This window comes from Collinsella aerofaciens (assembly GCF_015546965.1).
Lineage (GTDB): Bacteria > Actinomycetota > Coriobacteriia > Coriobacteriales > Coriobacteriaceae > Collinsella > Collinsella aerofaciens_X.
The window spans coordinates 85,498-110,248 of record NZ_JADMUF010000005.1; the positions used below are offsets into that span (position 1 = coordinate 85,498).

A 24,751-nucleotide genomic window follows, 5' to 3' on the forward strand; every position below is an offset into this window, starting at 1 on the left:
AAAGGGAAACATTATGTGCCTTGCCGTTCCCGGTAAAGTGGTCAAACGCGACGACGACCTAAAGGCGATCGTCGACATGATGGGCATCGAGCGCCCCGTATCGCTGCGACTTGTGCCGACGGCACAGGTGGGCGACTATGTTCTCGTACACGCCGGCTTTGGCATCCAGATTGTCGACGAGCAGGAAGCCCAGGAGACGCTCGAGCTGGTCAACGCCATGACCGAGCTGGTCGAAGAGGACCAGCTCGCCACCAACCCGGCCGAGGCATACTAGTGGCGGCGGCGCAACCGGTTCACTCCGGTATCGACTTTTCGGCATTTCGCGACCCACGGCTCGCTCGCGAGCTCATCGACCGCATTCATGAGCTTGTCGGCGACCGCACCATCAACCTGATGGAGGTCTGCGGTACGCATACCGTGAGCATTGGCCGCTATGGTTTTCGCTCCATTATGCCGGCGGGGCTCAAGCTGTTGAGCGGCCCGGGCTGCCCCGTCTGCGTTACCGCAAACCGCGACATCGACCACGCAATCGCACTCGCCAAGATGGACGGCGCCATCATCACTACCTTTGGTGACATGATGCGCGTGCCCGGATCGTCCACCTCGCTTGCCGCGCAAAAGGCAGCCGGACGCGACATCCGTATCGTCTACTCGCCGCTCGACGCGCTCGATATCGCCAAACACAACCCCGACCGCCCGGTCATCTTTATGGGCGTGGGCTTTGAGACTACGACGCCCACCATCGCCGCCGCCATCCTGGAGGCCGATGCACGCGGACTCCAGAACTTCTCGGTCTATTGCGCCCACAAGACCACGCCACCGGCGCTGCGCGCGATTGCCAACGACCCCGAGACCACTATCGACGGCTTTATCCTGCCGGGCCACGTCGCCACCATCACAGGCCTGGTACCCTTTGGCTTTTTGGTCGATGAGTTTAGGACCCCAGGCGTGGTCACGGGATTTGAGCCGGTCGATATTCTGCAGGGTATCTGCATGCTGGCGCAGATGGTCGTTGAGGGGCGGCCCGCGATCGACAACGCGTACCGTCGCGGCGTCAACGTGGACGGCAACCCCGTGGCGCGCCAACTGGTCGAGCAGGTGTTTGAGCCGTGCGATACCACATGGCGCGGGCTGGGACCGATTGCCGCCTCGGGCCTTTCCATCCGCCCCGAGTTCTCGCGCTTTGACGCCGGCGCCCGCTATGACGTGCCCGTTGAACCGACGGTCGAGCCGCGCGGATGCCGTTGCGGCGACGTGCTACGCGGGGCCATCGCACCGAGCGACTGCCCACTTTTCGGCCACGCCTGCACGCCCGGGCATCCTGTTGGCCCGTGCATGGTGAGCTCGGAAGGCAGCTGCGCTGCGTACTTTAGATACCAAATCTAGCCCGAACGCCCCCACGCACCAGACGCACCACGATTGGAGTTTTCGATATGTCCCATAGCGTCACCGATAGCACTGTCCTGCTGGGCCACGGCTCCGGCGGCCAGATGATGAAGCGCATTATCGACGAGGTCTTTCTGGATGCCTTTGGGTCGCCCGAGCTGCTCGAAGGCAACGATGCCGGTGTCGCCGCCCTGCCCGCGAGCGGGCGCATCGCCATGTCGACCGACAGCTTTGTGGTGACGCCGCAGTTCTTCCCCGGCGGAAATATCGGCAGGCTCGCCGTGTGCGGAACCGTCAACGATGTTGCGACCTCGGGTGCCAATGTGCGCTTCCTTTCATGCGGCTTTATCCTCGAAGAGGGCTATCCTATGGATAAGCTGCGCCAGATTGTGCAGACCATGGCCGAGACGGCGCGCGAGGCGGGCGTCAAAATCATCACCGGCGACACCAAGGTGGTCGAGCGCGGCGGAGCTGACGGCGTCTACATCAACACCGCCGGCGTGGGCGAGGTTCCCGCGGGCGTGACGCTCAGCGGCGCCAGCTGCCAGCCCGGCGACGTCGTCCTGGTCTCGGGCACGCTGGGCGACCACGGCATCGCCATCATGAGCCAGCGCGAGGGCCTGGCGTTCTCGAGCAGCATCGAGAGCGACGCCGCGCCCCTCAACCACCTGATTGCCGACGTGCTGGCCGCCGCCCCCGACACGCGTTGCTTCCGCGACCCCACGCGCGGTGGCCTGGCATCCACGCTCAACGAGTTTGCCCAGGCCAGCGGCGTTGCCATGGAGATTGACGAGGACGCCGTACCCGTGCGCCCCGACGTGCAGGCCGCCTGCGAGATGCTCGGCTACGACGTGCTGCAGGTTGCCAACGAGGGCAAGATGGTCGCCGTGGTGCCAGCCGAGCAGGCCGACGCGGCGCTAGCAGCCATGCGTGCCGCCCGCTACGGCGAGAACGCCGCCATCATCGGTCGCGTGCTGCCGGTCGCCGAAGGTGCTCGTCCCGCCGTGCGTGTGCGCACCGGCTGGGGCTCGACGCGTATCCTCGACATGCTCGTGGGAGAGCAGCTGCCGAGGATTTGCTAGCGGACATGGCGCGCAGCCGCCGCAGTGCAACTCAAGGTTGTTACAGATATTCAGATTCCAGGCACGCCCGACGTGCAGGGCCAGTATCATGGGGTGCGCTTTACAACTCAAACGGCAGGAGCACCCATGGCAGCAGCGTTTTCCCATGTGATTTTTGATTTGGACGGCACCATCCTCAACACGCTCGAGGATCTGGCGGCCGCCGGCAACCATACCTGCGAGATGCACGGCTGGCCCACGTTTGCCGTGGACGAGTACCGCTACAAGGTGGGAAACGGCATGCTCAAACTGGTCGAGCGCTTTATGCCCGCCGAGTACGCGGGCGACGGCCGCGTGTTTGAGCAGACGCTTGCCGAGTTTAGGGCATATTACGGCGAGCACAAGGAGGACCACACCGCCCCCTACGCCGGCACGATCGAGATGCTCGACCGTCTGCGCGCCGCAGGTGTTCAGCTTGCCGTGCTTACCAACAAGGATCATGTCTCGGCTGCCCCGCTTATCGAGAAGTACTTTGGCCCCGATCGCTTTGCGCTGGTACAGGGCCGCGTCGACGCGTTTCCGCCCAAGCCCGAGGCGCCCGTCACGCTGCACGTAATGAAGGAGCTGGGCGCCGATCCGGCAACCACGCTCTACGTAGGCGATTCGAATGTCGATGTTCTGACCGGCCACAACGCCGGCCTTAAGAGCGCCGGCGTCACCTGGGGTTTCCGCGGTCGAGCAGAGCTCGAAGCCGCCGGCGCCGACTACGTAGTGGACACCCAGGACGAACTCGCTGCGCTGATCTTGGGCGAGTAGCGAGCCGCCCACCAATAAGTTGCGGTGAAATAGGGACTGATTACCGGCCTACTGCCCCCAAACAGTCCCTATTTCACCGCAACTTAGATGGGCACGGGGTAGCTAAAAGAGCCCCGTCCCAAATTAGCTACCCCTCAACAATGGCGACACCACAGGTAGAGGACGGACAGCGAGCGACGTCCAAGCCGAACAAGTTGGCATGAAAAAGGCGAGGCATAGACCTTCTGGTCATGCCTCGCCTTTTGAATGACAAATTGTCGGCTTGGGCGGCGCGCAGCGTCAACTGGTTACGCGGTTCGTAGAACCGCGTAACTCCCCTAGCTCAGCATTGCATCCATCATCTCGGAGTTGACGGAGTCGTCAGCAGACCACTCGCCGTCGTCGTTGCAGGTGTACTTGAAGATAACCGTGGTCTTCCTGGGCTCGGTGGCCTTGGTCACATCGACCATAACCTGACCGGCCATCTTGTACAGCTCGTCATCGGAAGGAACCGTATCAAGCGCGGCAACCTTCTCCTGATACTGGGTGGAGAAGTCCTCGACGATCTTGTTCATAGACTTGCATGTGATAGAGACCTCGGCGGTCGCGACACCCTTGTCCTCGTCGACCGTCACGTCGCCGATCTTGTAGTCAAAGCCCTCGAGATAGGTCTTGGCATACTCCTTGGGATCGATACCCAGCTGCTCGAACTCGTCGCCCGAAGCCTCCTCCAGGCCAGAGAGGAAGTCGTCGCCACCGTTCTTGACCTCGTCAAACTGCGTCGTAAGATCCTCGGTGATGAGCTCCTCAACCGAAGGACCTCCACAGCCGGAAAGCACGACCACACATGCAACCAAGACGGCCATGAGGGGCGCAAGCAGCAGCTTCTTTTTCATGTTGTTCCTCCCAATGAGCGGCACTGCGCTTCCCAGACGCGGCGCACGTTGTAATAAGTAAGCCCATACTATCCACTTATGAACACCCTCGGCAACGCGAAGGCGCGGTCGGTTCGTTTTAGCGTCCGAACGGCTTGCAAGCCCGCCCAACGTGCAATAAAACGCTTCCCCGCGATGCAATAAAAAAGGTGGCCGGAAAACCCGACCACCCTTGCACATCCTTTGGATGCCACAGTTTACTTGCGGACGACCTTGACGATGGCGTCACCGGCGGCGACGGCAGACTCGGCCTCGACGGCGAGCTCGACGTCAGCAAACTCGGCGGTGTTGGACACGGCCACGACGACGCAGTCCTTGTAACCGGCGGCAGCGATCTTGGCGCGGTCGATCTTGAGTATGGGCTGTCCGGCCTTCACGACGTCGTCAGCCTTGACGAAGCCCTCGAAGCCGTCACCGTTCATGTTGACAGTATCGACACCAACGTGCACCAGAACCTCGATGCCGCTATCGGACTGCAGGCCCACGGCGTGACCCATGGTGACGGTCACCTTACCGTCGCAGGGAGCGTAGACCAGATCGTCCTCGGGCCACGCGGCACAGCCCTTGCCCAGGACCTCGCCACCAAAGACGGGATCGGGCACGTCGGCCATCTTGATGACCTTGCCCTTGACGGGCGAGCACAGCACGTCGGCGCCGGCAGAAGCAGAGATGGAGGCCGGGGCAGCGGCAGCCGCGGGCTCAGCCTTCTTCTTGAACATGTCAAACAGACCCATACGTTTTCTCCTCTTGATTAAGCGCAACGTTATGCGCATGCCTATGGTGATTATAGTGCTAAATGACCAAAATACTAAGGCGAGGGCTCGAATCGCAAGCCCTTCCCGGTAGTGCTCGTGGGATGAGCATCTCCTTTGCATCGCGGGTCGATAAGCCGAGCATCGCCTGCGCACGGGACGTGCAGAAGCGGGCGCACCAAGCCCGATACTTCTTTTCGCTCTCGAGTCCTGCCGCCGCCCCGTCCCTGACACTTCCTGATACCGACCGAAACGTGCCAAAATAAACCCATCCCTTTTTGGTAGGTTTGGCGAGTGTGGATTTTCGGACGCTTAACTAACGAGCGTGGATAATCTCCCACTTTGAGGCCGTCACCGAGCCAAAAACGGGAGATTATCCACGTTCATTTTGGATGACCCCCTTGTACCAAGCTGAGCTCCATGGTCAAGTAATAACGACTTCTCATCATTAGATTGTTTACATCAATTCTAATAACTATTTAATCCTTAAACTCGTTATTAGAATTGATATGATTAGCCTAATAACGAGTTTCCGGCACTAAAGATATGGAGGGCGCGATGCAAATCGAGGAGAACGGCCAGGGAACGCTCCGCAATAATCTATCGGGGAAATTGGCTTACTATTCGTTTTTTCCAACGCCCTTGCAATCATTGAGGCAGCTAAACCTCACCGAGGAAACCCATCGCACGCTTTCCGCATGCTCACGAAAGCTTGGAGAGCTTGAAGGCATGCTCTACTTTGTTCCCAACGCCGACATGTATCTGACAATGTACGTGCGCAAAGAGGCACTCCTTTCTTCGCAAATTGAGGGAACCCAGTGCACGTTTGACGACCTACTTAGTCCATCGCAAACACAACTCCATCATAAAGATGTCGCAGACGTCGTGAATTACATCCGTGCTGTCGACCGCGGCGTAGAACTGCTCAAAAAGATGCCCTTGTGCACGAGACTTCTTAGGCAAGTTCATGCGGTCCTGCTGGACGGAGTGCGCGGAACGGAGAAAAATCCTGGCGAGCTGCGCTCCTCACAAAACTGGATTGGCCCCTCAGGTTGCACCATTGCAACCGCATCGTTTGTCCCTCCAAACATTGAAGATTTGAGCAACACGCTTCAGGACCTCGAACGCTTTATCAATGAGCCTCAAGTCGAAATAGATCCGATTGTGCGGGCGGCGCTCGTCCATTACCAATTTGAAACTGCCCATCCATTCCTAGACGGAAACGGTCGCCTGGGCAGGCTTCTCATTACACTTATGCTCATCAATGATGGCGTTCTTCATTCTTGCTTGTTCTATCCATCGTTCCAGTTCAAGAAAAATCGAAGCGAGTACTACCGACAGCTCACATCCGTAAGGGAGAGAGGCACTTACGAGGAATGGATAGAGTTTTTCTGCAACAGTCTTCTCGAGAGTGCGAAGGACTCGGTAGGGTCTTTAAAAAACCTTGTTGACCTCCATAACCGTTCCACAGCAACCATTACCGAAAATCTCGGAAGGACTGCTGCAAACGGGCAAAGGCTGTTGGGCATTCTTGAAGAGCACCCTATCGTCGACACCGCATTCATCGCTGCCCAACTCGATATCGGCAGGAGTACCGCGAGCTCGCTCGTCAAATCATTTGAAGAATTGGGTATCCTCCGTCCGCTCGACGAGTCAAGACAGAGATACCGGCAGTACGGGTATGAAGAGTATCTTTCGATTCTCAGGGAAGACGCCGAGCCGATTAGATAGGCATCGCAGCCCAGGCAAATTAAAGCGAGCGCGGATAATCTCCCACTTTGAGCCCGCACACAGGCCAAAAACGGGAGATTATCCACGCTCATTCCTGAGTAGTCATTTAAGAACGTCCCCAATGACTAGTCCGGCATCGCCGATGTTTCGGCAACGACAGACACTATGACCCAATCCAGGGGCACGGAAACGACAGGAGCCCCCGCTCGTGACCGCGGGTCGGGGCTGCGACAATGTTGTTGAAGTGCCAGAGGCGCAGCCGCGCCGCAACGAGGTTGGGAGGCTCCCGTGCCTAGATATTCTACCGCCTTCGGAATGGACGTACACCTCAGGTCCACCACCGTCTGCGCGCTCGACGCGGAGACGGGCGAGGCCGTGACGAGGAGGTTCCCCGGCAACCCCTGGGGCGAGATCGCCGGGTGGATGGATGGGTTCCCGGGACCTTCGCTCGCGGCCTACGAGAGCGGCTACCTCGGCTTCGCCCCGCAGCGGGAGCTCGCCGGCCTCGGCGTCGAGTGCGTCGTCGCCGCGGTCTCGAAGATCCCCAGGTCGGCCGCCGACTCGGCCTCGAAGAACGACAGGAACGACGCCGCCAGGATGGCCAAGGCGATACTCGCCCACGACATCTCCCCCGTATGGGTCCCCTCCCCCGAGATCGAGGGCATCAGGGACCTCGCCGGCGCCTACGACGGGGCGACCGCGCGCCTGGCGACCGCCAAGCAGCGGCTGCTCGCCTTCCTAGGAAAGCGCGGGTACGCCTACGGCGGCACCACGCCCGCCGGCAACCCGAGGAAGTACTGGACCTACGACTTCCTGAGGTGGCTCGACAAGGTCAGGCCGGAGGACGATGGCGGGATTCGGACGCTCGCCGCCCTAAGGAACGAGGTCGAGGCCGCGGCGGAGGCCCGGTCGGACCTGCTCTCCGAGTACAGGGCGGCCGTGGATGCCAGCCCGATCGCCGCGGAGGTGGCCGCCCTCCAGTCGATCAAGGGCTGCGCCTTCGCGCTGGCCGCGGCCTTCTCGGCCGAGGTCGGCGACTTCACGAGGTTCCGCTCCGGAAGGCAGGTCACGGCCTACTTCGGCCTCGCGCCGAGCCAGAGGTCGAGCGGCGACTCCGTCCGGCTCGGCGGAATCAGCGGCGCGGGCAACGCGCTCGTGAGGAAGCTGGCCGTCGAGGGCTCATGGTGCTACGCCGCGGCGCGGCACCAGCCGAAGCTCATGCCGAGGGACACGGGCGTGCCCCTCGAGATAAGGATGCACGGGAGGAAGGGGTCCGAGCGGCTCCTGCGGCGGCGCGAGGAGATGCTCGCCCGCGGCATGCCCGCGGCGAAGGCCAACGCGGCCACCGCGGCCGAGCTCGTGAGGTGGCTCTGGGCCCTCGGCATGATGTGCCGGGAGGGCGCGGAATAGACATAGCCCCCGTCCCGGCGAGCCGGGCGGCCTTCGGGGACACCCCCTATTTCGCTGTGCGCGCGGAGCCCTCCGCATGCGCCTAGACAGAGTTGGGGAACCCCGCCGAAGGAATGGAGTGCGGGCCGACAGAACGGTATCCGCGGATATGAGACTGAGCCGAAGGCGTCGACGACATGCCGGGGGCGGACCGGGACGGGTTCAACGGCAGGCCCCGCCGACCGATTGCAAGCGGTCGGCGGGGCCATTGTGGCTCTTGACAGCGGATTGGGTCATATGAGCGAACGGGCCGCATTCGGAGCAAGACGACGCCGCAGGTAGAGGACGGACAGCGAGCGACGTCCAGGGCGACAAGTTGGCATGAAAAAGGCGAGGCATAGACCTTCTGGTCATGCCTCGCCTTTTGAATGACAAATTGTCGCCCTGGACGGCGCACAGCGTCGGCCGGTTACGGCGTTTGGTAAAACGCCGTAACTACTCTCGGGCTCCGTACTGCTCGTAGTAGGCATCGATGGCGGCCTTGAGCTCGTCATCGATGACGACCTTGCCGTCGATCTCGTGGTTGTAGAGAGTCTCGACGACCTCGGTCATGGAGACGATGCTCGCGACGGGGAAACCGTACTTGGCCTCGATCTCCTTCTGAGCGGTGGTCACACCGCCCTTGCCGACCTCCATGCGGTTGAGGGACACGATCAGGCCCTTGATCTCGACATCGGCAGCAGCCTTGACCTTGGGATAGGTCTCGTCGATGGACTTGCCGCTGGTGGTAACGTCCTCGACCATGACCACGCGGTCGCCGTCCTTGGGCTCATAACCCAGCAGGTTGCCCTTATCGGCACCGTGGTCCTTGGCCTCCTTGCGGTCGCAGCAGTACTTGACCTCCTTGCCGTACAGCTCGTGGTAGGCAATTGCGGTCACGACGGCCAGCGGAATACCCTTGTAGGCCGGCCCAAACAGGACGTCAAAGTCGTCGCCAAAGTTATCGTGGATGGCCTGGGCGTAATACTCGCCCAGCTTCTTGAGCTGATAGCCCGTCACGTAAGCGCCGGCGTTCATAAAGAACGGGGACTGACGGCCGCTCTTGAGCGTAAAGCTGCCGAACTTAAGAACGTCGGACTCGACCATGAACTTGATGAACTCTTGCTTGTAAGCCTCCATGCGGGCTCCTCTCGTAATTGCGTACGTGCTCTTCAGTTTAGCGCAGGCAAGGCATCGATGCGGGCACGCTTTGGAGCCACGGCATTCTGTAAAGGCTTTGTCAGGGGGAATGGTTTTCCGAACAATGGGGTTGACATGGCAAACCCCCTCATCAAGAATACGGGCGGATTAAAAAGGGGTACGAGATACCCAAAGCGCGCTGCGCTCAGCCTTTAGGAGGTGTGCCATGGAAGGCAGTCCTAGTCGAAAAACCTGTATGTCGCCCTCGGCACGCCGCGAGGACTCCGCACACGCATAAACGCCACCGGCAGATCGCCAAAACCACCACAAAGGCGCGCTGCACCCTTTGTGGGCTCAAGAGCTTGACGTGAGCGACATCTAGGTTTTTTGAAGCAAATACGACACGTACGCTAACTCCCTTCAACAAGGAGGACCCTATGCTGATGCTCAAAACCGTCACGGTACTCGAAGCCATCTCCAAGCGCCGCCGCACGGCGCGCCCTGCCGCTCATACCGGCCTGTCCAAGAACACCATATTCGCCGCCACCCATAGTGCAGAGGACGCCCTCGTACTGCTTGACGCCACGGCAAACGGCCTCACCGTCGAGCAGGCAACCGAGCGCCTGAACGCCGTCGGCCCCAACACCATCGAGGCAACGACCAAAACGCTCGCCCGCCGCATCGCCGACGCGTTCATCGATCCCTTCGCCGGCATCCTCGCCGCGCTCGCGCTGGTCTCGCTCTACATCGACGTGCTCGCCGTGCCCGAACCGCAGCGCGACCCCTCCACGGTCATCGTCATCGGCATCATGCTGCTGGTATCGGGCGGCATGAAGTTTATCCAGGAAGCCCGCAGCGGCAATGCGGCCGAGGCCCTTAAGGACCTGGTCTCCAACACCTGCACTGCTCTGCGCGACGGCGAGCGCATCGAGATCCCCTTCGACGAGCTCGTCCCCGGCGATGTAATCCGCCTCTCTGCCGGCGATATGGTGCCGGCAGATGCCCGCATCATCACCGCGCGCGACCTGTTTGTGATCGAGTCCGCACTCACCGGCGAGAGCGAGGCCGTCGAGAAGACCACCGCCGTCACCGTCGTCGAGGGCGCCGACGGCTCCGCACTGCCACTCTCCGCCTGCAAGAACATCGTCTTTACCGGCACCTCCGTGCAAAACGGCACCGCCATGGCGCTTGTCGTTGCCACCGGCTCGGACACCTACCTGGGCGGCATCGCCAAGATGCTCAACGGGCGCGGCGAAAAGAACGCGTTTGATCGCGGCGTCTCGAGCGTCTCCATGTTGCTCGTACGCCTCATGCTCGTTATGGCGCCGGCCGTCTTTGCCATCAACGCCACCACCAAGGGCAACGTCATCGACGCGCTGCTGTTCGCCACGAGCGTGGCCGTGGGCATCACGCCGCAGATGCTTCCCGTTATCGTGACCACGAGCCTATCGCAGGGCGCCAAAGACCTCGCCCGTCGCCAGGTTATCGTCATGGAGCTGCCGGCGATTCAAAACCTCGGCGCGATGGACGTCCTGTGCTGCGACAAGACCGGCACCCTCACCGAAGACCGCATCGTGCTCGAGCGCTATCTCAGCACCGACGGCAACGAAGACGCACGCGTGCTGCGCCATGCATTTTTGAATAGCTTCTTCCAAACCGGCCTCAAAAACCTTATCGACCTGGCCGTAATCGACCGTGCCGATGTGACGCCCTCGACCGTCGTGCCCGATTCTATGCTGGGCCAGAGTCTGCGCGACCGCTATACCAAGGTCGACGAGGTTCCCTTCGATTTCTCGCGCCGCCGCCTGAGCGTAGTTGTCGCCGACGCCCAAGGCAAAACCCAGATGGTTACCAAGGGCGCTGCCGAGGAAATGCTCGAGATCTGCTCCTTTGTCGAGGTCGATGGCATCGCTCAGCCGCTCACCGACGAGAAGCTCGCCCAGATTCGCAAGCAGGTCGCCGGACTTAACGCCGAGGGCCTACGCGTAATTGCCGTGGCGCAGAAGACCAATCCGCGCTGCGTGGGCGAGTTTGGAATCGCCGACGAGTGCGACATGGTGCTGATGGGCTTTTTGGCCTTCCTCGATCCGCCCAAAGCAAGTGCCGCGGGCGCCGTCGCCACCCTCGAGGCCAAGGGCGTGGCGGTCAAGGTCCTAACCGGCGACAACGACCGCGTCGCCGCCACCGTCTGCGAGCAGATTGGTATCGATGCGAGCAACGTCTTGCTCGGCTCCGAGATCGATGCGCTCGATGACGCCGAACTTGCCGAGCGCGCCGAGAAAACCAACCTCTTCGCCAAGCTCTCGCCGCTGCAGAAGGCGCGCCTGGTACGTGTCATGCGCGAGATGCTCGGCCACACCGTGGGCTTTATGGGCGACGGCATCAACGACGCCGCCGCCATGCGTGCGAGCGATTGCGGCATCTCGGTCGATTCGGCCGTCGATATTGCCAAGGAATCCGCCGATATCATCTTGCTTCAGAAGGACCTGGGCGTGCTCGAGCGCGGCATCATCGAAGGCCGCCGCACCTACGGCAACCTGCTCAAGTACCTCAAGACCACGGTGAGCTCCAACTTTGGCAATGTGCTGTCCGTGACCGTCGCGAGCCTGTTCTTGCCGTTTTTGCCCATGAGCGCCCTGCAGCTGGTGCTGCTGTCGCTGGTCTACGAGATCGTGTGCATCGCACTGCCGTGGGACACCGTCGATGACGCCTGGACTGCCCGCCCGCGTGCCTGGGACGCCGCGTCCATCAAGGGCTTTATGCTCGAGCTGGGCCCCATGAGCTCGCTGTTTGACATCGTGACCTTCGCCGCGCTCTTCTTTGTCGTGTGCCCCGCCGCCGTGGACGCAAGCTGGTCCGAGCTTGCCGCCGCGGGCGACGTCGCGGGTATGGCGACCTTTGCTGCGCTCTTCCAGAGCGGCTGGTTTGTCGAGTCCATGTGGTCGCAGACACTCGTGGTCCACATGCTGCGCTCCCCGCATCTGCCGAGCCCGCGCGACCACGCCGCGCCCGCATTGTGCGTTCTTACCGTGCTGGGCCTGGCGCTCGTCACCTGGCTGCCGGCAAGCCCCATCGCCGATGCGCTCGGCCTCATGGCGCCGCCCGCGAGCTTTTTCGCGCTGCTCGTCGGCATCGTCACCGCCTACATCGCGCTCACTCAGCTGGCAAAGCGCCGCTACATTGCACGCCACGGCGAGCTGCTGTAGCAAGCAGGCGGAAAGCACCCTGCCAGCTGCCGTTACCGCTACCACAGCTGCCGACGCCGCTGCCGTTGCCTCTGCCGCCGCAGTCTATCCCCCCAGCAGTTGCGGTGGAATAGTTCCTGTTTAAAGCCCCGTGACTTTAATTTAGGGACTATTCCACCGCAACTTATTGGAAAATTAGCTAGTCCTTGGGCGTCCAGGACCAGAAGAAGTTGATAAGGGCCACACGCGAGGCGGTGCCGGTCTTTTTGTTAATCGAGGAAATGTGACGATAGAGCGTGGAGCGCGAAAGGAAGAGCGTTGTGGCGATGTCCTGAACGCTCTGGTCCGAAGCGACCAATACCTCAAGAATATCGCGCTCGCGCTCTGTAAGCCCAAAGGTGGCGACGAAAGCATCGAGGCGTTCATCGGACGTGAGCTCCGCTGCCTCCACGGGCTCGGGGTCGGAGCATGTGGGCGCAAGATCCCCACCAAGATCGTCGGTGGCAAGCGGCAGGCCATCCTGCATCACGGCAGCATCGTCTCGTTGCCCCAACTGCCCCAGCAGCGTAATCGCAATGCCCACAAACATCACGAGCGCCGCACCGACCGCAGCCAGCACGTTTTGACTCGAGATGATCGCCACCGCCGGCGCCGTCACGAGCATCGAGCACACGTTGTTGACGACGCGACCCATGCACGGCCAAAAATATGACCAGCGCGCATAGAGCGAGACGGCGGCATATTTTGTGGTAAAGAACACCACGAAAAAGCCCGAGCCCAGATAAAAGATGATCGTGGCAGCAAGCTCGTTGCCGCCATTGCCATCGACGATGAGCACAAAGAACGAAAGTGTGGACAGTATGGCGGCACATGTCATGCCGATATTCATATACGAGCGGCCGTGCAGGTCAAATAGTGCGCCAGCGACCAACGAGCTCACGACAAGCAGCAGGCGCGGCCAATCGCCTAAATCGACGGCTCCGACAGCATGCAGGGTCGTGAAGCCCGCGTTGAGAGCGGCGAATACGCTGGAAAGATACGCCGTCGCCACGGTCAGGCGAACTACGGCGCGACGGAATGCCGCCTTTGCCTCGGGATCGTCATGCCACTTGGCGCCATATTCCAGAGCATCTACCGAAAGCCCGGCAGCACTGGGTTCAAAGTTGGGGTCGGACTCGTCGCGCAGCTTGGCGCGTCGGGCACCGTGGAGCAACGCCACCTGCGCGATCGCACAGACGACCAGAACAGCCTGCTGAGGAATGCCGACAGGCATCACCATGTGGTTGAGAACCTGCACCAGAACGCCCATGGCGTAAGAAAGTGCGGCGGCGCGCGCCAAGCAGGGCGTTCGCGCAAAGCGCCTCGCAAAATTTGCATGGGCAGTCGATCCGCAGTAGCCCAGCGCGCAGCACGCCACCAAACCGCCGGCAATTACCACCTCAACCTGAACCGCCATAATCAACAGCAGCAATGCCGCCACCAGCAAAACGCCCGTGACGTCACTCGTTGCGTCGATAGCATGGGGACGGCGATAGTACAGAATGGGACGCACAAAAAAGCCAATCACGCTCGCGCCGATGACAAGGCTCTCATAAATAACGACCTCGTTCGGAGACACGAACTCGGCCATGCGCACATCAAAAAGATACTCGCACGCCAAAAACGTGAAGAAGAACAGCGCCAGGCATATAATCTCCCGAATGCCCCGACGCAAATATGCGGTTGTGTCTCCCATGCCCCTCATGGTTAACCCCCAGCCGCTCAATTGTCTGGAAATCTATTTTAATAAAGAACCAGTCTCAATATCGAAGCCAGGCTCGAAATGCTGCCAATTCGACCCCAGCCGTCCACATCACGCCGCGATTTTGAGCCGCATGGACCAGAAGGGACGCGCGCGACCTCTAGCTCGGCCAGGAGTGTCTCCAACTACCACTCATTTAAGTACGTCCCCAATGAGTGCCCAATGACTACCCGCGGCAAAGAGTGTCCCTATGTGCCGGATGAAAAATGGGCCATGTGTCCCAGTTGTGGAGACTCCTTGAGCCGTCTGGGTATCGCGAAGGATCGCGCACTCCCCCATCATCAAAAGTGACACACGCTACCTGTTGATGGGAGGCAACCATGGGCTTCTTTGACAAGATGTTCGAGAAGAAAGAGTGCGCGATTTGCGGTACCGAGCTGGGACTTCTAGGTAAGACCAAGATCAATGAAGGCTACCTGTGCAAAGAATGCGTCGGCAAGCTCTCTCCCTTCTTTGGCGGTTATCGCTCTAGCACCGCGGACGACATTCGCGAGCAGCTCGCCTATCGCGAGGCCAATGCCGAGCGCCTGGCATCGTTCAATCCCACGCGCACGCTCTCGGCCGGGCGCACCAATATCATGCTCGACGAGGACGCGGGCCTGCTGATCATTACCTCGCAGACGCGCTGGCGCGACGCCAACCCCGACATCATCGAGTTTTCGCAGGTGCTCGGCTGCGATATGGATATCGACGAGCACCGCACCGAGATCTATCGCGAGACCAAGGACGGCGAGCGTGAGAGTTATGACCCGCCGCGCTACGACCTGGATTACGACTTCAATCTGACCATCCACGTCAACACGCCGTACTTTACCGAGATTGACCTGCGCGTGAACGACTCCACCATCGATCAGCGCGGCTCCATCGAATATCGCGAGGCTAAGCGCCAGGCAACCGAAGTCCGCGATGCGCTGGTGCAGCTGCGTCAGGAGACGCGCGATAGCGTCGTTGCCGCCAAGGCCCCCAAGACTGCGGTGACCTGCCCCTTCTGCGGCGCCACCACCATTCCCGATGCCAGTGGGCGCTGCGAATACTGCGGCGGCGCCATCGGCGCCTAGCCCCCGGCACGGAAAGGACCGATCATGGCCTTCGAAAGCGTTAACTATCAGTGCCCTGCCTGTGGCGGCCCGCTGCATTTTGCCAGCGCCGAGCAAAAGCTTGTCTGCGACTACTGCGACTCGCGCTTTGAAGTCGAAGAGGTCGAGGCTCTCTATCGCGAGCGCCAGGACAAGGCAGATGCCAAAGCCGATGCGGCAGCCGCAACATCCAAGCCCGCATCCGACGATGCGGTGCAGGAACTGGCCCAAAACGCCGGCTATATCTGTTCGTCGTGTGGCGCCGAGCTGATCTCGGACGGCACCGTCGCCGTCTCCACCTGCCCGTACTGCGGCAACCCCGCCGTGGCACCCGGTCAACTCTCGGGCGACTTCTCCCCTGACCTGGTGATTCCATTTAAACTCGGTCGCGACGATGTCTTGGCCGCGCTCAAGGAGCACTACAAGGGCAAAATCCTGCTGCCCAAGAGCTTTGTCACCGGCAACCACATCGACGAGGTCCAAGGCGTTTACGTGCCGTTTTGGCTCTACGGCGCCCACGTGGACGGCGAAGTGTACTTTGACGCAACCAACGAGACCGTAACCGAGGAATCCGACCGCACCGTCACGACCACCGACCACTACGACGCCTACCGTAAGGGCAATATCTCGTTTGAGCGCGTGCCCGTCGACGGATCGTCCAAGATGCCCGACGGCCATATGGACGCCATCGAGCCGTTTGACTACGACGCGCTGCGCCCGTTCTCGGTCGCTTATATGCCCGGCTACATCGCCAACCGCTATGACGAGGATTGCGAGACCTGCAAGGCGCGCGCCGAGCGTCGTATGGAGGAGAGCACGATCTCAGCCCTGCGCGAGACCGTCATCGACGAGTACGACGACGCCACGGTCGAAAGCAAGCAGCTCGACTACACCTGGGAAAACAGCGATTATGCCCTGTTCCCTGTGTGGATGCTCTCTACCTCGTGGAACGGCAAGAGCTACCTGTTTGCCATGAACGGCCAAACCGGCCGCATGGTCGGCGAGCTCCCCTGCTCCAAGCCCAAGCTCGTCATCGCCTCGGTGCTGTTCTTTGCGATCGGATTTGTCCTCTCCCAGATCCTCTTCATGGGTGAGAACGCCTTCGATCCGGATTACCTCGCCTTTGACATCGAGGGCATCCTCATCAACATCGTCGCGCCGCTGATCATCGTGATTATCGCAGACGTGCTGCTGGTCGGCCAGCTCAAGACAGCCAACGAGGCAACCCACGCCGACTACTACTGTGGAGACCTCGACCTGACCGAGAAGCACGACACCTTTAGCCATACCGAAACCACGGTTGTCATGAAGGACAACAAGGACGACTAGCCATTCTGACCAATATCACCCGGCCTTTGACGAGAAAGGAAGATCACCATGGGACTCTTGAAAGCTGGATTGGGTGCTGCCGGCGGCGTCATGGCCGACCAGTGGAAGGAATTTATCTATTGCGAATCGATGCCTGCCGACGTCTTGGCCTGCAAGGGCAGCAAGCGCACCGGTGGCCGCAGCTCCAACACGCGCGGCGAGGACAACGTCATCTCCAACGGCTCCGTCATCGCCGTCAACGACGGCCAGGGCATGCTCGTGGTGCAAAACGGCAAGATCATCGAGGTCGCGCTGGAGCCCGGCGAGTTCGTCTTTGACACCGGCAGCGAGCCGAGCGTCTTTAGCGGCAACCTGGGCGACTCCATCAAGGAGACGTTCGCCAATATCGGCAGCCGCTTTACCTTTGGCGGCGACGCAGGTAAGGACCAGCGCGTCTACTTCATCAACACCAAGGAAATCATCGGCAACAAGTACGGCACCGCCTCGCCCGTGCCCTTCCGCGTGGTCGACAACAACATCGGCCTGGACGTCGACATCTCCGTGCGCTGCAATGGCGAGTATTCGTACCGCATCACCAACCCGCTGTTGTTCTACACCAACGTGTGCGGCAACGTGACCGATAGCTATACGCGCGACCAGATCGACAGCCAGCTTAAGTCCGAGCTGCTCACCGCCCTGCAGCCCGCCTTTGCCAAGATCTCGGAGATGGGCATTCGCTACAGCGCCATCCCCGGCCACACCACCGAGCTCGCCCACGCGCTCAACGAAGTCCTCTCCGCCGACTGGCGCGACCTGCGCGGCGTTGAGATCGTGAGCTTTGGCGTCAACTCCATCGCCGCCTCGCAAGAAGACGAGCAGATGATCAAGGACCTGCAGAAGGCCGCAGTCATGCGCGATCCCACCATGGCAGCTGCCAACATCGCCAGCGCCCAGAGCGACGCGATGCGCGCGGCAGCCGCCAACCCCAACGGCGCGATGGCCGGCTTTATGGGCATGGGCATGGCAGGTGGCATGGGCGGCATGAATGCCAGTCAGCTGTTCGCCGCCGGCCAGGCACAGCAGCAGGCCGCCCCGCAGCCGGCTCCGGCACCTGCCCCCGCACCGGCACCCGCCGCCCCCGCGGCCGGCACGTGGACCTGCAGCTGCGGCGCCACCAACACCGGCAAGTTCTGCCCCGAGTGTGGCAGTCCCGCACCCGCCCCGGCACCGACCAAGTGGTTCTGCCCCAACTGCGGCAGCGAAAACGGCGGCAAGTTCTGCAGCAACTGTGGAACGCCCAGGCCCTAGCCCCTCTATCTGGTAATTGGCGGGGGATCCGCCACCCCCGCATTTGCTTCTATGGGTTTCGTTCGATGAAGGAGGACACCATGAAGACAACGTTCAAAAAGTCCGTACTCGCATTCCTGACATGCATCCTGGCGCTCGCCTTTGCCCTGACGGGCTGCAGCGGCGGCGGCAAAGACCCCAAGGCCAACTTCGTCGGCAGCTGGGAACTCTCAGGTGGAACCATGGAGGGCGAAGAGCTGACCGATGAGTACATGAAGATGCTCGAGGATTGGGGTGTCCACTGCGTCCTGATTCTCGATGAGGACGGTACAGGCGCCCTCGACCTGTTCCTTGAAGTCGTCGACCTTAAATGGGAGGCAAAGGACGGCACCACCGTAACCATCACCGCCGAAGACGAGTCGCATGACATGAAGCTCAAGGACGGCAAACTCATCCTCGAAGAAGATGACGGCAATCTTGTCTTTACCAAGTCCGACAAGGACCTGTCCGGTACGGTGAAGAAGGATCGCGAGGCGGCCGAGAAGGAAGAAGAGATCGACGAGGCCGTCGAAGACGACGACGTCCAGAAGATTGAAATCTCCCCCGCCGTCACTGTCGCCGATGACGATCTGTGCACCATCACCATCACCGAAAAGTTCAAGGATGACTGGGGCGACATCGGCTTTGTCGTCAACATCACCAACAAGAGCGACAAGGACCTGACCTTCTACGCTCCCTCCGGCAAGACCAACGTCAACGGCACCATGAAGGAACCCTGGTTCTCGGCTCACCTGATGCCCGGCACCAACGCCACCGAGGAATTCACCTTCTCGAAGGGCACGCTCGATAGTCTTGACGACCTAGTCAACACGACAATCGGCATCGACGCCTACCTGACCGATTCCTACGAGGACGTCGCCTCCTACAGCGCAACCATCGCGTAACGGCACGTAACATCAGCCGCGGATTGGCGGACACATCCGCGCACATGCCAGGCGGGGCCGCAGGAAATGATCCTGCGGCCCCGCCGCTTTATGCCGATGCGTAACGAGCGTTAGCGCTCCATGTTGGGAACGATGCTGCCCTCCGTTACTGCGCGCACGGCCAGGCGCATGATGTTGTCGTAGCCGGTCTTGTTGAGGATCTCCGAAATGCGGCGTTTGATGGTTCCCTCGCTCATAAACAGCTCGGCCGCGATCTCGCGGCGGCTCTTGCCCTCGCAGGCAAGGCGCAAAATCGACAGCTCGACATCGTCGAGGGCCGCCGTGCCCGAAAAAATGCTCTCGGGCGGCTTGGGAAACGTGCAATAGCCCGCCAGCGTGGAGCGCATCACGGCGAACAGCTCGTCGATACCGACGTTCTTGTACACAAAGCTGTCGACGCCCGCCTCGCGGGCCTGATCGACAAAGGTGATCTCGGGCATGCCGGTCATGATAATGATGCGACACTCGGGCAGTTGCTCCTTGATGCGCGCCGCCGCCACGATGCCGTTGGAATCGTGCTCGGTGCACACATCCATCAGTATCATGTCCGGACGCTCCTTGAGCACAACGTCCAAGGCATCCGAGGCGTCGGCGATCGCGGCGACAACGGTCATGTCGGGCTGGTCGCCCACGGAACGCGCCAGGCTCTCGCGCAAGATAGCCTGGTCTTCGACGATTAACACGCGGATCATGAGCTTCTCCTTTGGGCCGTGGCGTTGGAGGCGAGCGGGATGGACACCGTAAGCGTGAAGGGCGGGGCGGTGTGGACTTCCAGGCTGCCGCCCAGATTCTGTGCGACATGCCTCATACCTGGGATACCCGTTCCCTCGCGATACGATACGGGTGCAGGCGCGCCGTCGTTAGAAACGGCCATCCGCGCAACAGCGCCGTCTTCCGACGTCTCCTGCCGCAGGCGCACATGGACCTGATGGGCCTGTGCATGCTTGGTGGCATTGGTCGAGGCTTCGCGGATAATCTGCAGAAAGGCTGCGGCGATACGCGCGTCGCTTGGCAGCTCGCCCTCCACATCGATCTGCACGCTCACCAGGCCAAAGGCATGGACGATATCGCCCAGTTGTTCTGCCGGTTCGGCGTCGCCCCCGCTGCGCAGATCGGCAGCGATTGAGCGCAGCAGCGGGTCAATCTGCTCGAGCGACTCGTCGTCCAAGCGCCCCTCCTCCAGATAACGATGGAGGATGGACAGGCGCTGCCCGATCACGTCGTGCACGCGAGCTCGCATACGCAGATAGGCCGCATTGTCAGCAACTTTTTTGACTTCTTCGATCTGGGCTTGGAGCTCTTGGCCCGCAAGCTCAAGCAGGTGGTTGGCTTACGCCAGGCGATCATGAGCATGCGCATACTCTGTTACATCCAGACCGATAATGCGCTCGAAGAGGCGGCCCGAAACCATAACGTCATCGTGCACAAACAAGCGAATCTCGGCGGGAGAAACCTCGACCACAACGCGCGCCTCACCAAAACGGTCCAGACTAATACGCACGCGGTTCTGGCTGCTTTCGGGCATTTGCATGCTGAGTTTGCGCAGGTCGTTCCATGTTCCGCTCATATCGCCTAGGTCGGTGGGCATATGAAGCTCCACCAGGTTTTTTCGCATGCAGCGGTTCATGAGCAGCGGACGGCCCCTCGGGTCTAGATACAGGATGCCCACGGGAATCACGTTGATGGTCTCGATCGTCGAGAACATGGTGATATCCTCCTGGCGGTTACGGACGTCCATCAAGAGCGCCGCAATGGAGCGGAACAGGAAAAACGCTCCCTCCGCGATAAGGACAACGGTCCACGCCGAGCCCATGGCAAGCACCACCGGCGGTGTCACGGCGGCAATGAGCAGCAGCTCGGCCAGCATGACTGGACGACGATAGTGCACCATAAGCACCACGCCGTAGGCAAAGATCACGGCATTGAGCCACAGCGCTCCGCCCATTGCCCTGGCGCAAACGTCAAGCGGCGCCACCAGATACGAGCCAGACGACGCGAACAAGATGAGCGCCGAAATCATCAGATGAAGCACAAGGCTCGCCTCGTAGGCGCAAATCACCTTACGGTTATAGGACGAGCGGCGCGATGAAATGAGCGGGACGTGGATCGTCTGCAGGCACGCAGCCAGGGCAAAGACAACATCGAGCGCAACGATTTGGGGAAGAATAAGCGAAATCTGCATCGTCACTCACCCGCCCTCGGCATCAAGACGATCATGCGCAGCTGGCCGGGCTCGCCCTCAAGGCGATATGCCACGTTGCGCCCTTGCAAAGCGCTTTCGAGCTCTTGCGCAGCGGGCGTCTGCGAAAGATCTGCATCATCGTTGGAAAAAAGCGTGGCGCGCAGCTCGACACTGCATCGATCATGGTCGCCCAAGTGATACATAAGCGCCGGATGGTCGGTGGTGTAGGCAAAAAACGCAAAGTCATACACGCAGTCGTACAGGGCGCTTACCGTACTGGCGTGCAACGGGCGCCGTATGGCGATAATCGAGGCGCAATCGATATCGATGGTGCGCAGGTCGCTTGCGAGCTCGTTGGCAATGAGCTGAATGCGGTCGCGATCAAAACCGCTCTCCCCGTGCTGTGCCAACGTGAGCGACCCCTTGCGCTTGCAATAGGCGACGAGCATCTTGGCGCGCTGCAGCATGCGGTAGCGCTCGTGCGAAGACGCTTCGTCGGTCAACGGCGGCAGCGAGCTCAGCAGGTCGTACATCCCTTCGAGCGCGCGGGCAAGCGCTTGGTCCACGTCTTGGACCAACAAGGTCTCGGCCTCTTGATCTGCCAAATGCGTCTTAAGGTCGTAGTCGGCGGCGAGCAGCTCGTTTTGACGCTGCAACTCCATGCGACGATGTGCCAGCTCACGGTTAAGCTCGTTGAGCTCCGACACGTCTTGGGCAAGCAGGGCCGATCCGCCCAGCAGTGGGAAGGCACGGTACATTACATCGGGATCGGACGCCACGGCAAAGGCATGGGCGCGCCCGCGCTCCTGGACCCGCAACTCCTCGCGCACGCCTACCGGCATTGGCTTTGACACTGGCGTGGCATGGACTTCCTGCAGGTCGCGCGTTAGAACTTTGAGGTCAAGCGGCAAGGTGCCGAAAATACCGGCGATGCCGTGATATGACGGAATGACACCGCAATCGAGACAGATTTCCATCGCCACCACGCACAGGGCGCAATAGACGAGCGAAAAGTTGAGCCTCCATGCCCAGGGCACGCGCAACGCATACGAGACGGCAAAGAATGCGCCACCCAGCAGTACGAGCGCCGCCGTACCCGAGAAACGCTGGATGCGAAAGGACGAGGACCGGCCCACCAGGATAAAAAAGGCCACGAAGTTAAAGGCCGTCCACACTAAGACGGCGAAATAACCCCAGCCGTACGTGTAATCGTTGCTCCAGGTGTCGCTCGTACGGTCAAAGCGGAAGACCTGCTGGTGAAAATCGTTGGTGAGCACAAATCCGATAAGCAGGATGGCCACAATCCACAGCGCGGCGCAGTAGCGGCGACCCAGGCGGTGTTGCTCCAAGCCCGCAAGGCGCAGACCACACAACTGGTAGAGCAGCGGAATGAGCGTCATGGGCACGTAGTACAGGTACCACAGCACGGTGGCATAGAACGGCGTGAACGACTTGTACTTGAGAATGACTTCGATCATCCACAGGGCGCAGATGGTGGCGATGGCAACAAGGCGGCGGCGCAACACATAGTCCAAACAGCGCAGATAGACCGATACGCCCCAAATTGAAAATACTATTGCGGCGACAAGCAGCGGGAGAGAGCTCGAATGGACGAGCGCATCCACGACCTCTTCGGACACCTCGCTATGGGCGGGCACGGCGTTGGAAAGTTTGGGGTCGAAGGCGAACAGCGCCGGCAAGACTGCCAAAAGCATGAGGAACAGCGCGGTGATGACACCGGCGATAGCAAAGACGCGGTGGCGGTACACCTGATGTGTTATGCCAACAAGGAATCGCGGCATGGCGAAGAGCCTGCCGCCCCTGGGATCCGCCACGGGAGCGGATCGGGCGGCCGCGTGGCCGATATGTCGCTCGCGGGTACCCATAGTGCTTTTAGTGTACCGACAGGCGGGCCCAAAAAGCGGGCCACATGTCCCAAAATCCGCAGACGGCAAGGCGCCCGGCGAGCACATACTCGCTGGGCGCCTTGGTCAGGAGGCTACGGTTATCGGGAAAGCCTAGGCCAAATCTTCGCCGTTGGTGGCGATAACCTTCTTGTACCAGTCAAAGCTCTTCTTTTTGGAGCGCTTGAGGGTGCCGTTGCCCGCATCATCGCGATCCACATAGATAAAGCCATAGCGCTTGGACATCTCGCCCGTGCCGGCAGACACCAGGTCGATCGGGCCCCAGGTGGTGTAGCCCAGCAGGTCGACGCCGTCCTCGGTCACCGCATCGCGCATCGCGGCGATATGCTGGCGCAGGTAGTCGATACGGTAGTCGTCGTTGATGGAGCCATCCTCCTCGACAACATCCTTGGCGCCCAGGCCGTTCTCGACCACAAACAGCGGCTTCTGATAACGGTCGTACAGATCGTTGAGGGTGATGCGGAAGCCCAGCGGATCGATGGCCCAGCCCCACTGGCTCTCCTGCAGGTAGGGGTTCTTGGCGCCGGCGAAGGCGTTGCCCTGGGTGCGCTCGACATCGGGGTTATCGGCACCGGCGGAGCAACGGGTGCTGTAGTAGCTAAAGCTGATGAAGTCGACGGTGTTGGCGGCCAGGATCTCGCGGTCCTCGTCGGTCATGCCCACATCGATGCCCAGGCGCTCGAGCTTCTTGACGGCATAGGCCGGGTAGTAGCCACGGCTCTGGACATCGACAAAGAAGTAGTTGTCCTGATTGTCGAGCTGCGCCTGGCGAACATCGCCCGGACGGCAGCTGTAGGGGTAGTAGCTACCCGCGGCGAGCATGCAGCCGATCTTGACCTCGGGGTCGATCTCGTGGGCGATCTTGGTTGCCCACGCGCTGGCGACGAGCTCGTTGTGGGCGGCCAGGTACTCGACGGCCTCCTTGTTCTCGCCCTCCTCAAAGACCGGGCCGGCACCCATGAACGGCAGGTGCAGGATCATGTTGATCTCGTTGAAGGTGAGCCAGTACTTCACCAGACCCTTGTAGCGGGTGAAGATCGTAGTCGCGAGGTTCTTGTAGAAGTCGATGAGCTTGCGGTTGCGCCAGCCGCCGTACTCCTTGATGAGGTGAATCGGGCAGTCGAAGTGCGTGATGGTCACGAGCGGCTCGATGCCGTGCGCCTGACACTCGCGGAATACGTCCTCGTAGAAGGACAGACCAGCCTCATTGGGCTCGGTCTCGTCGCCGTTGGGGAAGATGCGGGTCCACGCCAGGCTCATGCGGAAGGTCTTAAAGCCCATCTCGGCAAAGAGGGCGATGTCCTCCTTGTAATGGTGATAGAAATCGATGCCGGTCTGCGCGGGATAGTAATAGCCGTCCTCGAAGTCGAGCATTTTACGCTGGCCGGAGACCACCGCATAGCGCTCGGGGCCGTGCGGAGCCACGTCCACGTTGGCAAGGCCGCGGCCGTCCACGTTATAGGCGCCCTCGCACTGGTTGGCAGCCGTCGCGCCGCCCCACAGGAAGTCATTACGGAAAGCCATGTATCAACCCCTTCGCACGCTGTTGTCATAGGTTCAGTATCCCTGCAAACAACGCGTCGCTCAACGGCAACGGCACGGGCCGATACTTCTTTTCGCACACGGCGGCCCAGCAGCCGCCCCCGCCTGACACTTTTTGATACCGCCGCCCCAAACCACCACAAAGGGGACAGGCACCTTTGTGGTGGTGTAGGGCGGTTTGTCTCGATCTGTAACAGTTAGGTCGCCAAAACCGGGCCTGGTGTTACAGATCGA

Annotated in this window: 20 protein-coding genes; 11 read left to right on the top strand and 9 right to left on the bottom strand. The window is 60.8% G+C overall.

Annotated features, from left to right (window positions below; translation table 11 throughout):
- The first annotated feature begins 13 nt into the window (after positions 1–13).
- The 4 genes from I1M21_RS05050 to I1M21_RS05065 all read left to right on the top strand — a co-directional run bounded on the left by I1M21_RS05050 (position 14) and on the right by I1M21_RS05065 (position 3,263).
- Positions 14–274, top strand: a complete 261-nt coding sequence (locus I1M21_RS05050; protein WP_138113783.1) for a HypC/HybG/HupF family hydrogenase formation chaperone — start codon at positions 14–16, stop codon at positions 272–274.
- Positions 274–1,386 (top strand): hydrogenase formation protein HypD, encoded by a 1,113-nt coding sequence (hypD, locus tag I1M21_RS05055; RefSeq protein WP_195192681.1) that lies wholly within the window; start codon positions 274–276, stop codon positions 1,384–1,386. Before I1M21_RS05050 ends, hypD begins: the two co-directional genes overlap by 1 nt.
- Positions 1,387–1,433: 47 nt before the next feature.
- The gene (gene hypE, locus I1M21_RS05060) at positions 1,434–2,468 is read left to right on the top strand and encodes a hydrogenase expression/formation protein HypE (RefSeq protein ID WP_195192682.1); all 1,035 of its coding nucleotides are present in this window, start codon (positions 1,434–1,436) and stop codon (positions 2,466–2,468) included.
- A gap of 126 nt (positions 2,469–2,594) precedes the next feature.
- Positions 2,595–3,263 (top strand): HAD family hydrolase, encoded by a 669-nt coding sequence (locus I1M21_RS05065; protein WP_195192683.1) that lies wholly within the window; start codon positions 2,595–2,597, stop codon positions 3,261–3,263.
- Between the two features lie 317 nt (positions 3,264–3,580).
- On the opposite strand, the gene I1M21_RS05070 is transcribed toward I1M21_RS05065, so the two are convergent.
- Positions 3,581–4,138 (bottom strand): hypothetical protein, encoded by a 558-nt coding sequence (locus tag I1M21_RS05070; protein WP_035136614.1) that lies wholly within the window; start codon positions 4,136–4,138, stop codon positions 3,581–3,583.
- 236 nt (positions 4,139–4,374) lie between these two features.
- Positions 4,375–4,911 (bottom strand): PTS sugar transporter subunit IIA, encoded by a 537-nt coding sequence (locus tag I1M21_RS05075; protein WP_195192684.1) that lies wholly within the window; start codon positions 4,909–4,911, stop codon positions 4,375–4,377.
- Positions 4,912–5,487: 576 nt separating this feature from the next.
- Here I1M21_RS05075 and I1M21_RS05080 point away from each other — a divergent pair.
- Together I1M21_RS05080 and I1M21_RS05085 are read left to right on the top strand one after the other, a co-directional pair.
- A complete protein-coding gene (locus I1M21_RS05080; RefSeq protein ID WP_195192685.1) occupies positions 5,488–6,660 on the top strand; it encodes a Fic family protein in 1,173 nt (390 codons plus the stop codon).
- A 288-nt stretch (positions 6,661–6,948) separates the two neighbouring features.
- On the top strand, positions 6,949–8,070 hold the full coding sequence (locus I1M21_RS05085) for an IS110 family RNA-guided transposase (protein WP_195192686.1): 1,122 nt from the start codon (positions 6,949–6,951) through the stop codon (positions 8,068–8,070).
- Between the two features lie 474 nt (positions 8,071–8,544).
- Here I1M21_RS05085 and pyrE read toward each other — a convergent pair whose 3' ends face one another.
- The gene (gene pyrE / locus I1M21_RS05090) at positions 8,545–9,228 is read right to left on the bottom strand and encodes an orotate phosphoribosyltransferase (protein WP_195192687.1); all 684 of its coding nucleotides are present in this window, start codon (positions 9,226–9,228) and stop codon (positions 8,545–8,547) included.
- Positions 9,229–9,665: 437 nt separating this feature from the next.
- On the opposite strand from pyrE, the gene mgtA reads away from it, so the two are divergent.
- A complete protein-coding gene (gene mgtA, locus I1M21_RS05095; protein ID WP_195192688.1) occupies positions 9,666–12,434 on the top strand; it encodes a magnesium-translocating P-type ATPase in 2,769 nt (922 codons plus the stop codon).
- 178 nt (positions 12,435–12,612) lie between these two features.
- Here mgtA and I1M21_RS05100 read toward each other — a convergent pair whose 3' ends face one another.
- The gene (locus I1M21_RS05100; RefSeq protein ID WP_229025620.1) at positions 12,613–14,157 is read right to left on the bottom strand and encodes a helix-turn-helix transcriptional regulator; all 1,545 of its coding nucleotides are present in this window, start codon (positions 14,155–14,157) and stop codon (positions 12,613–12,615) included.
- 377 nt (positions 14,158–14,534) lie between these two features.
- On the opposite strand from I1M21_RS05100, the gene I1M21_RS05105 reads away from it, so the two are divergent.
- The 4 genes from I1M21_RS05105 (at position 14,535) to I1M21_RS05120 (ending at position 18,829) form a co-directional block, all read left to right on the top strand.
- Positions 14,535–15,272, top strand: a complete 738-nt coding sequence (locus I1M21_RS05105; protein ID WP_195192690.1) for a DUF4428 domain-containing protein — start codon at positions 14,535–14,537, stop codon at positions 15,270–15,272.
- A 24-nt stretch (positions 15,273–15,296) separates the two neighbouring features.
- Complete coding sequence (locus I1M21_RS05110; protein WP_195192691.1) at positions 15,297–16,619, top strand: hypothetical protein; 1,323 nt, start codon at positions 15,297–15,299, stop codon at positions 16,617–16,619.
- Positions 16,620–16,667: 48 nt separating this feature from the next.
- Positions 16,668–17,906 (top strand): SPFH domain-containing protein, encoded by a 1,239-nt coding sequence (locus tag I1M21_RS05115; RefSeq protein ID WP_195192692.1) that lies wholly within the window; start codon positions 16,668–16,670, stop codon positions 17,904–17,906.
- Positions 17,907–17,986: 80 nt separating this feature from the next.
- Positions 17,987–18,829, top strand: a complete 843-nt coding sequence (locus tag I1M21_RS05120) for a hypothetical protein (RefSeq protein WP_195192693.1) — start codon at positions 17,987–17,989, stop codon at positions 18,827–18,829.
- A 110-nt stretch (positions 18,830–18,939) separates the two neighbouring features.
- Here the strand turns inward: I1M21_RS05120 and I1M21_RS05125 are convergent, their stop codons facing one another.
- The 5 genes from I1M21_RS05125 to I1M21_RS05145 form a co-directional block, all read right to left on the bottom strand.
- On the bottom strand, positions 18,940–19,560 hold the full coding sequence (locus I1M21_RS05125; RefSeq protein WP_195192694.1) for a response regulator transcription factor: 621 nt from the start codon (positions 19,558–19,560) through the stop codon (positions 18,940–18,942).
- Positions 19,557–20,096 carry a sensor histidine kinase gene (locus I1M21_RS05130; RefSeq protein WP_195192695.1) on the bottom strand — a complete coding sequence of 180 codons (540 nt, stop codon included), beginning with the start codon at positions 20,094–20,096 and terminating at the stop codon, positions 19,557–19,559. The genes I1M21_RS05125 and I1M21_RS05130 overlap by 4 nt, the downstream gene beginning before the upstream one ends.
- A gap of 102 nt (positions 20,097–20,198) precedes the next feature.
- A complete protein-coding gene (locus I1M21_RS05135) occupies positions 20,199–21,050 on the bottom strand; it encodes a hypothetical protein (RefSeq protein WP_195192696.1) in 852 nt (283 codons plus the stop codon).
- 2 nt (positions 21,051–21,052) lie between these two features.
- Positions 21,053–22,852 (bottom strand): histidine kinase N-terminal 7TM domain-containing protein, encoded by a 1,800-nt coding sequence (locus I1M21_RS05140; protein ID WP_195192697.1) that lies wholly within the window; start codon positions 22,850–22,852, stop codon positions 21,053–21,055.
- Positions 22,853–23,068: 216 nt separating this feature from the next.
- Positions 23,069–24,499 (bottom strand): 6-phospho-beta-glucosidase, encoded by a 1,431-nt coding sequence (locus I1M21_RS05145; RefSeq protein WP_195192698.1) that lies wholly within the window; start codon positions 24,497–24,499, stop codon positions 23,069–23,071.
- Between the last annotated feature and the right edge of the window lie 252 nt (positions 24,500–24,751).

Excerpts from the sequence above, each read along its gene's own strand:
- I1M21_RS05050 (WP_138113783.1), top strand. The coding sequence starts at position 14 with ATGTGCCTTGCCGTTCCCGGTAAAGTGGTCAAACGCGACGACGACCTA.
- hypE (WP_195192682.1), top strand. The coding sequence starts at position 1,434 with ATGTCCCATAGCGTCACCGATAGCACTGTCCTGCTGGGCCACGGCTCC.
- I1M21_RS05065 (WP_195192683.1), top strand. The coding sequence starts at position 2,595 with ATGGCAGCAGCGTTTTCCCATGTGATTTTTGATTTGGACGGCACCATC.
- I1M21_RS05070 (WP_035136614.1), bottom strand. The coding sequence starts at position 4,138 with ATGAAAAAGAAGCTGCTGCTTGCGCCCCTCATGGCCGTCTTGGTTGCA.
- I1M21_RS05075 (WP_195192684.1), bottom strand. The coding sequence starts at position 4,911 with ATGGGTCTGTTTGACATGTTCAAGAAGAAGGCTGAGCCCGCGGCTGCC.
- I1M21_RS05080 (WP_195192685.1), top strand. The coding sequence starts at position 5,488 with ATGCAAATCGAGGAGAACGGCCAGGGAACGCTCCGCAATAATCTATCG.
- pyrE (WP_195192687.1), bottom strand. The coding sequence starts at position 9,228 with ATGGAGGCTTACAAGCAAGAGTTCATCAAGTTCATGGTCGAGTCCGAC.
- mgtA (WP_195192688.1), top strand. The coding sequence starts at position 9,666 with ATGCTGATGCTCAAAACCGTCACGGTACTCGAAGCCATCTCCAAGCGC.
- I1M21_RS05100 (WP_229025620.1), bottom strand. The coding sequence starts at position 14,157 with ATGAGGGGCATGGGAGACACAACCGCATATTTGCGTCGGGGCATTCGG.
- I1M21_RS05105 (WP_195192690.1), top strand. The coding sequence starts at position 14,535 with ATGGGCTTCTTTGACAAGATGTTCGAGAAGAAAGAGTGCGCGATTTGC.
- I1M21_RS05110 (WP_195192691.1), top strand. The coding sequence starts at position 15,297 with ATGGCCTTCGAAAGCGTTAACTATCAGTGCCCTGCCTGTGGCGGCCCG.
- I1M21_RS05115 (WP_195192692.1), top strand. The coding sequence starts at position 16,668 with ATGGGACTCTTGAAAGCTGGATTGGGTGCTGCCGGCGGCGTCATGGCC.
- I1M21_RS05120 (WP_195192693.1), top strand. The coding sequence starts at position 17,987 with ATGAAGACAACGTTCAAAAAGTCCGTACTCGCATTCCTGACATGCATC.
- I1M21_RS05125 (WP_195192694.1), bottom strand. The coding sequence starts at position 19,560 with ATGATCCGCGTGTTAATCGTCGAAGACCAGGCTATCTTGCGCGAGAGC.
- I1M21_RS05135 (WP_195192696.1), bottom strand. The coding sequence starts at position 21,050 with ATGCAGATTTCGCTTATTCTTCCCCAAATCGTTGCGCTCGATGTTGTC.
- I1M21_RS05140 (WP_195192697.1), bottom strand. The coding sequence starts at position 22,852 with ATGCCGCGATTCCTTGTTGGCATAACACATCAGGTGTACCGCCACCGC.
- I1M21_RS05145 (WP_195192698.1), bottom strand. The coding sequence starts at position 24,499 with ATGGCTTTCCGTAATGACTTCCTGTGGGGCGGCGCGACGGCTGCCAAC.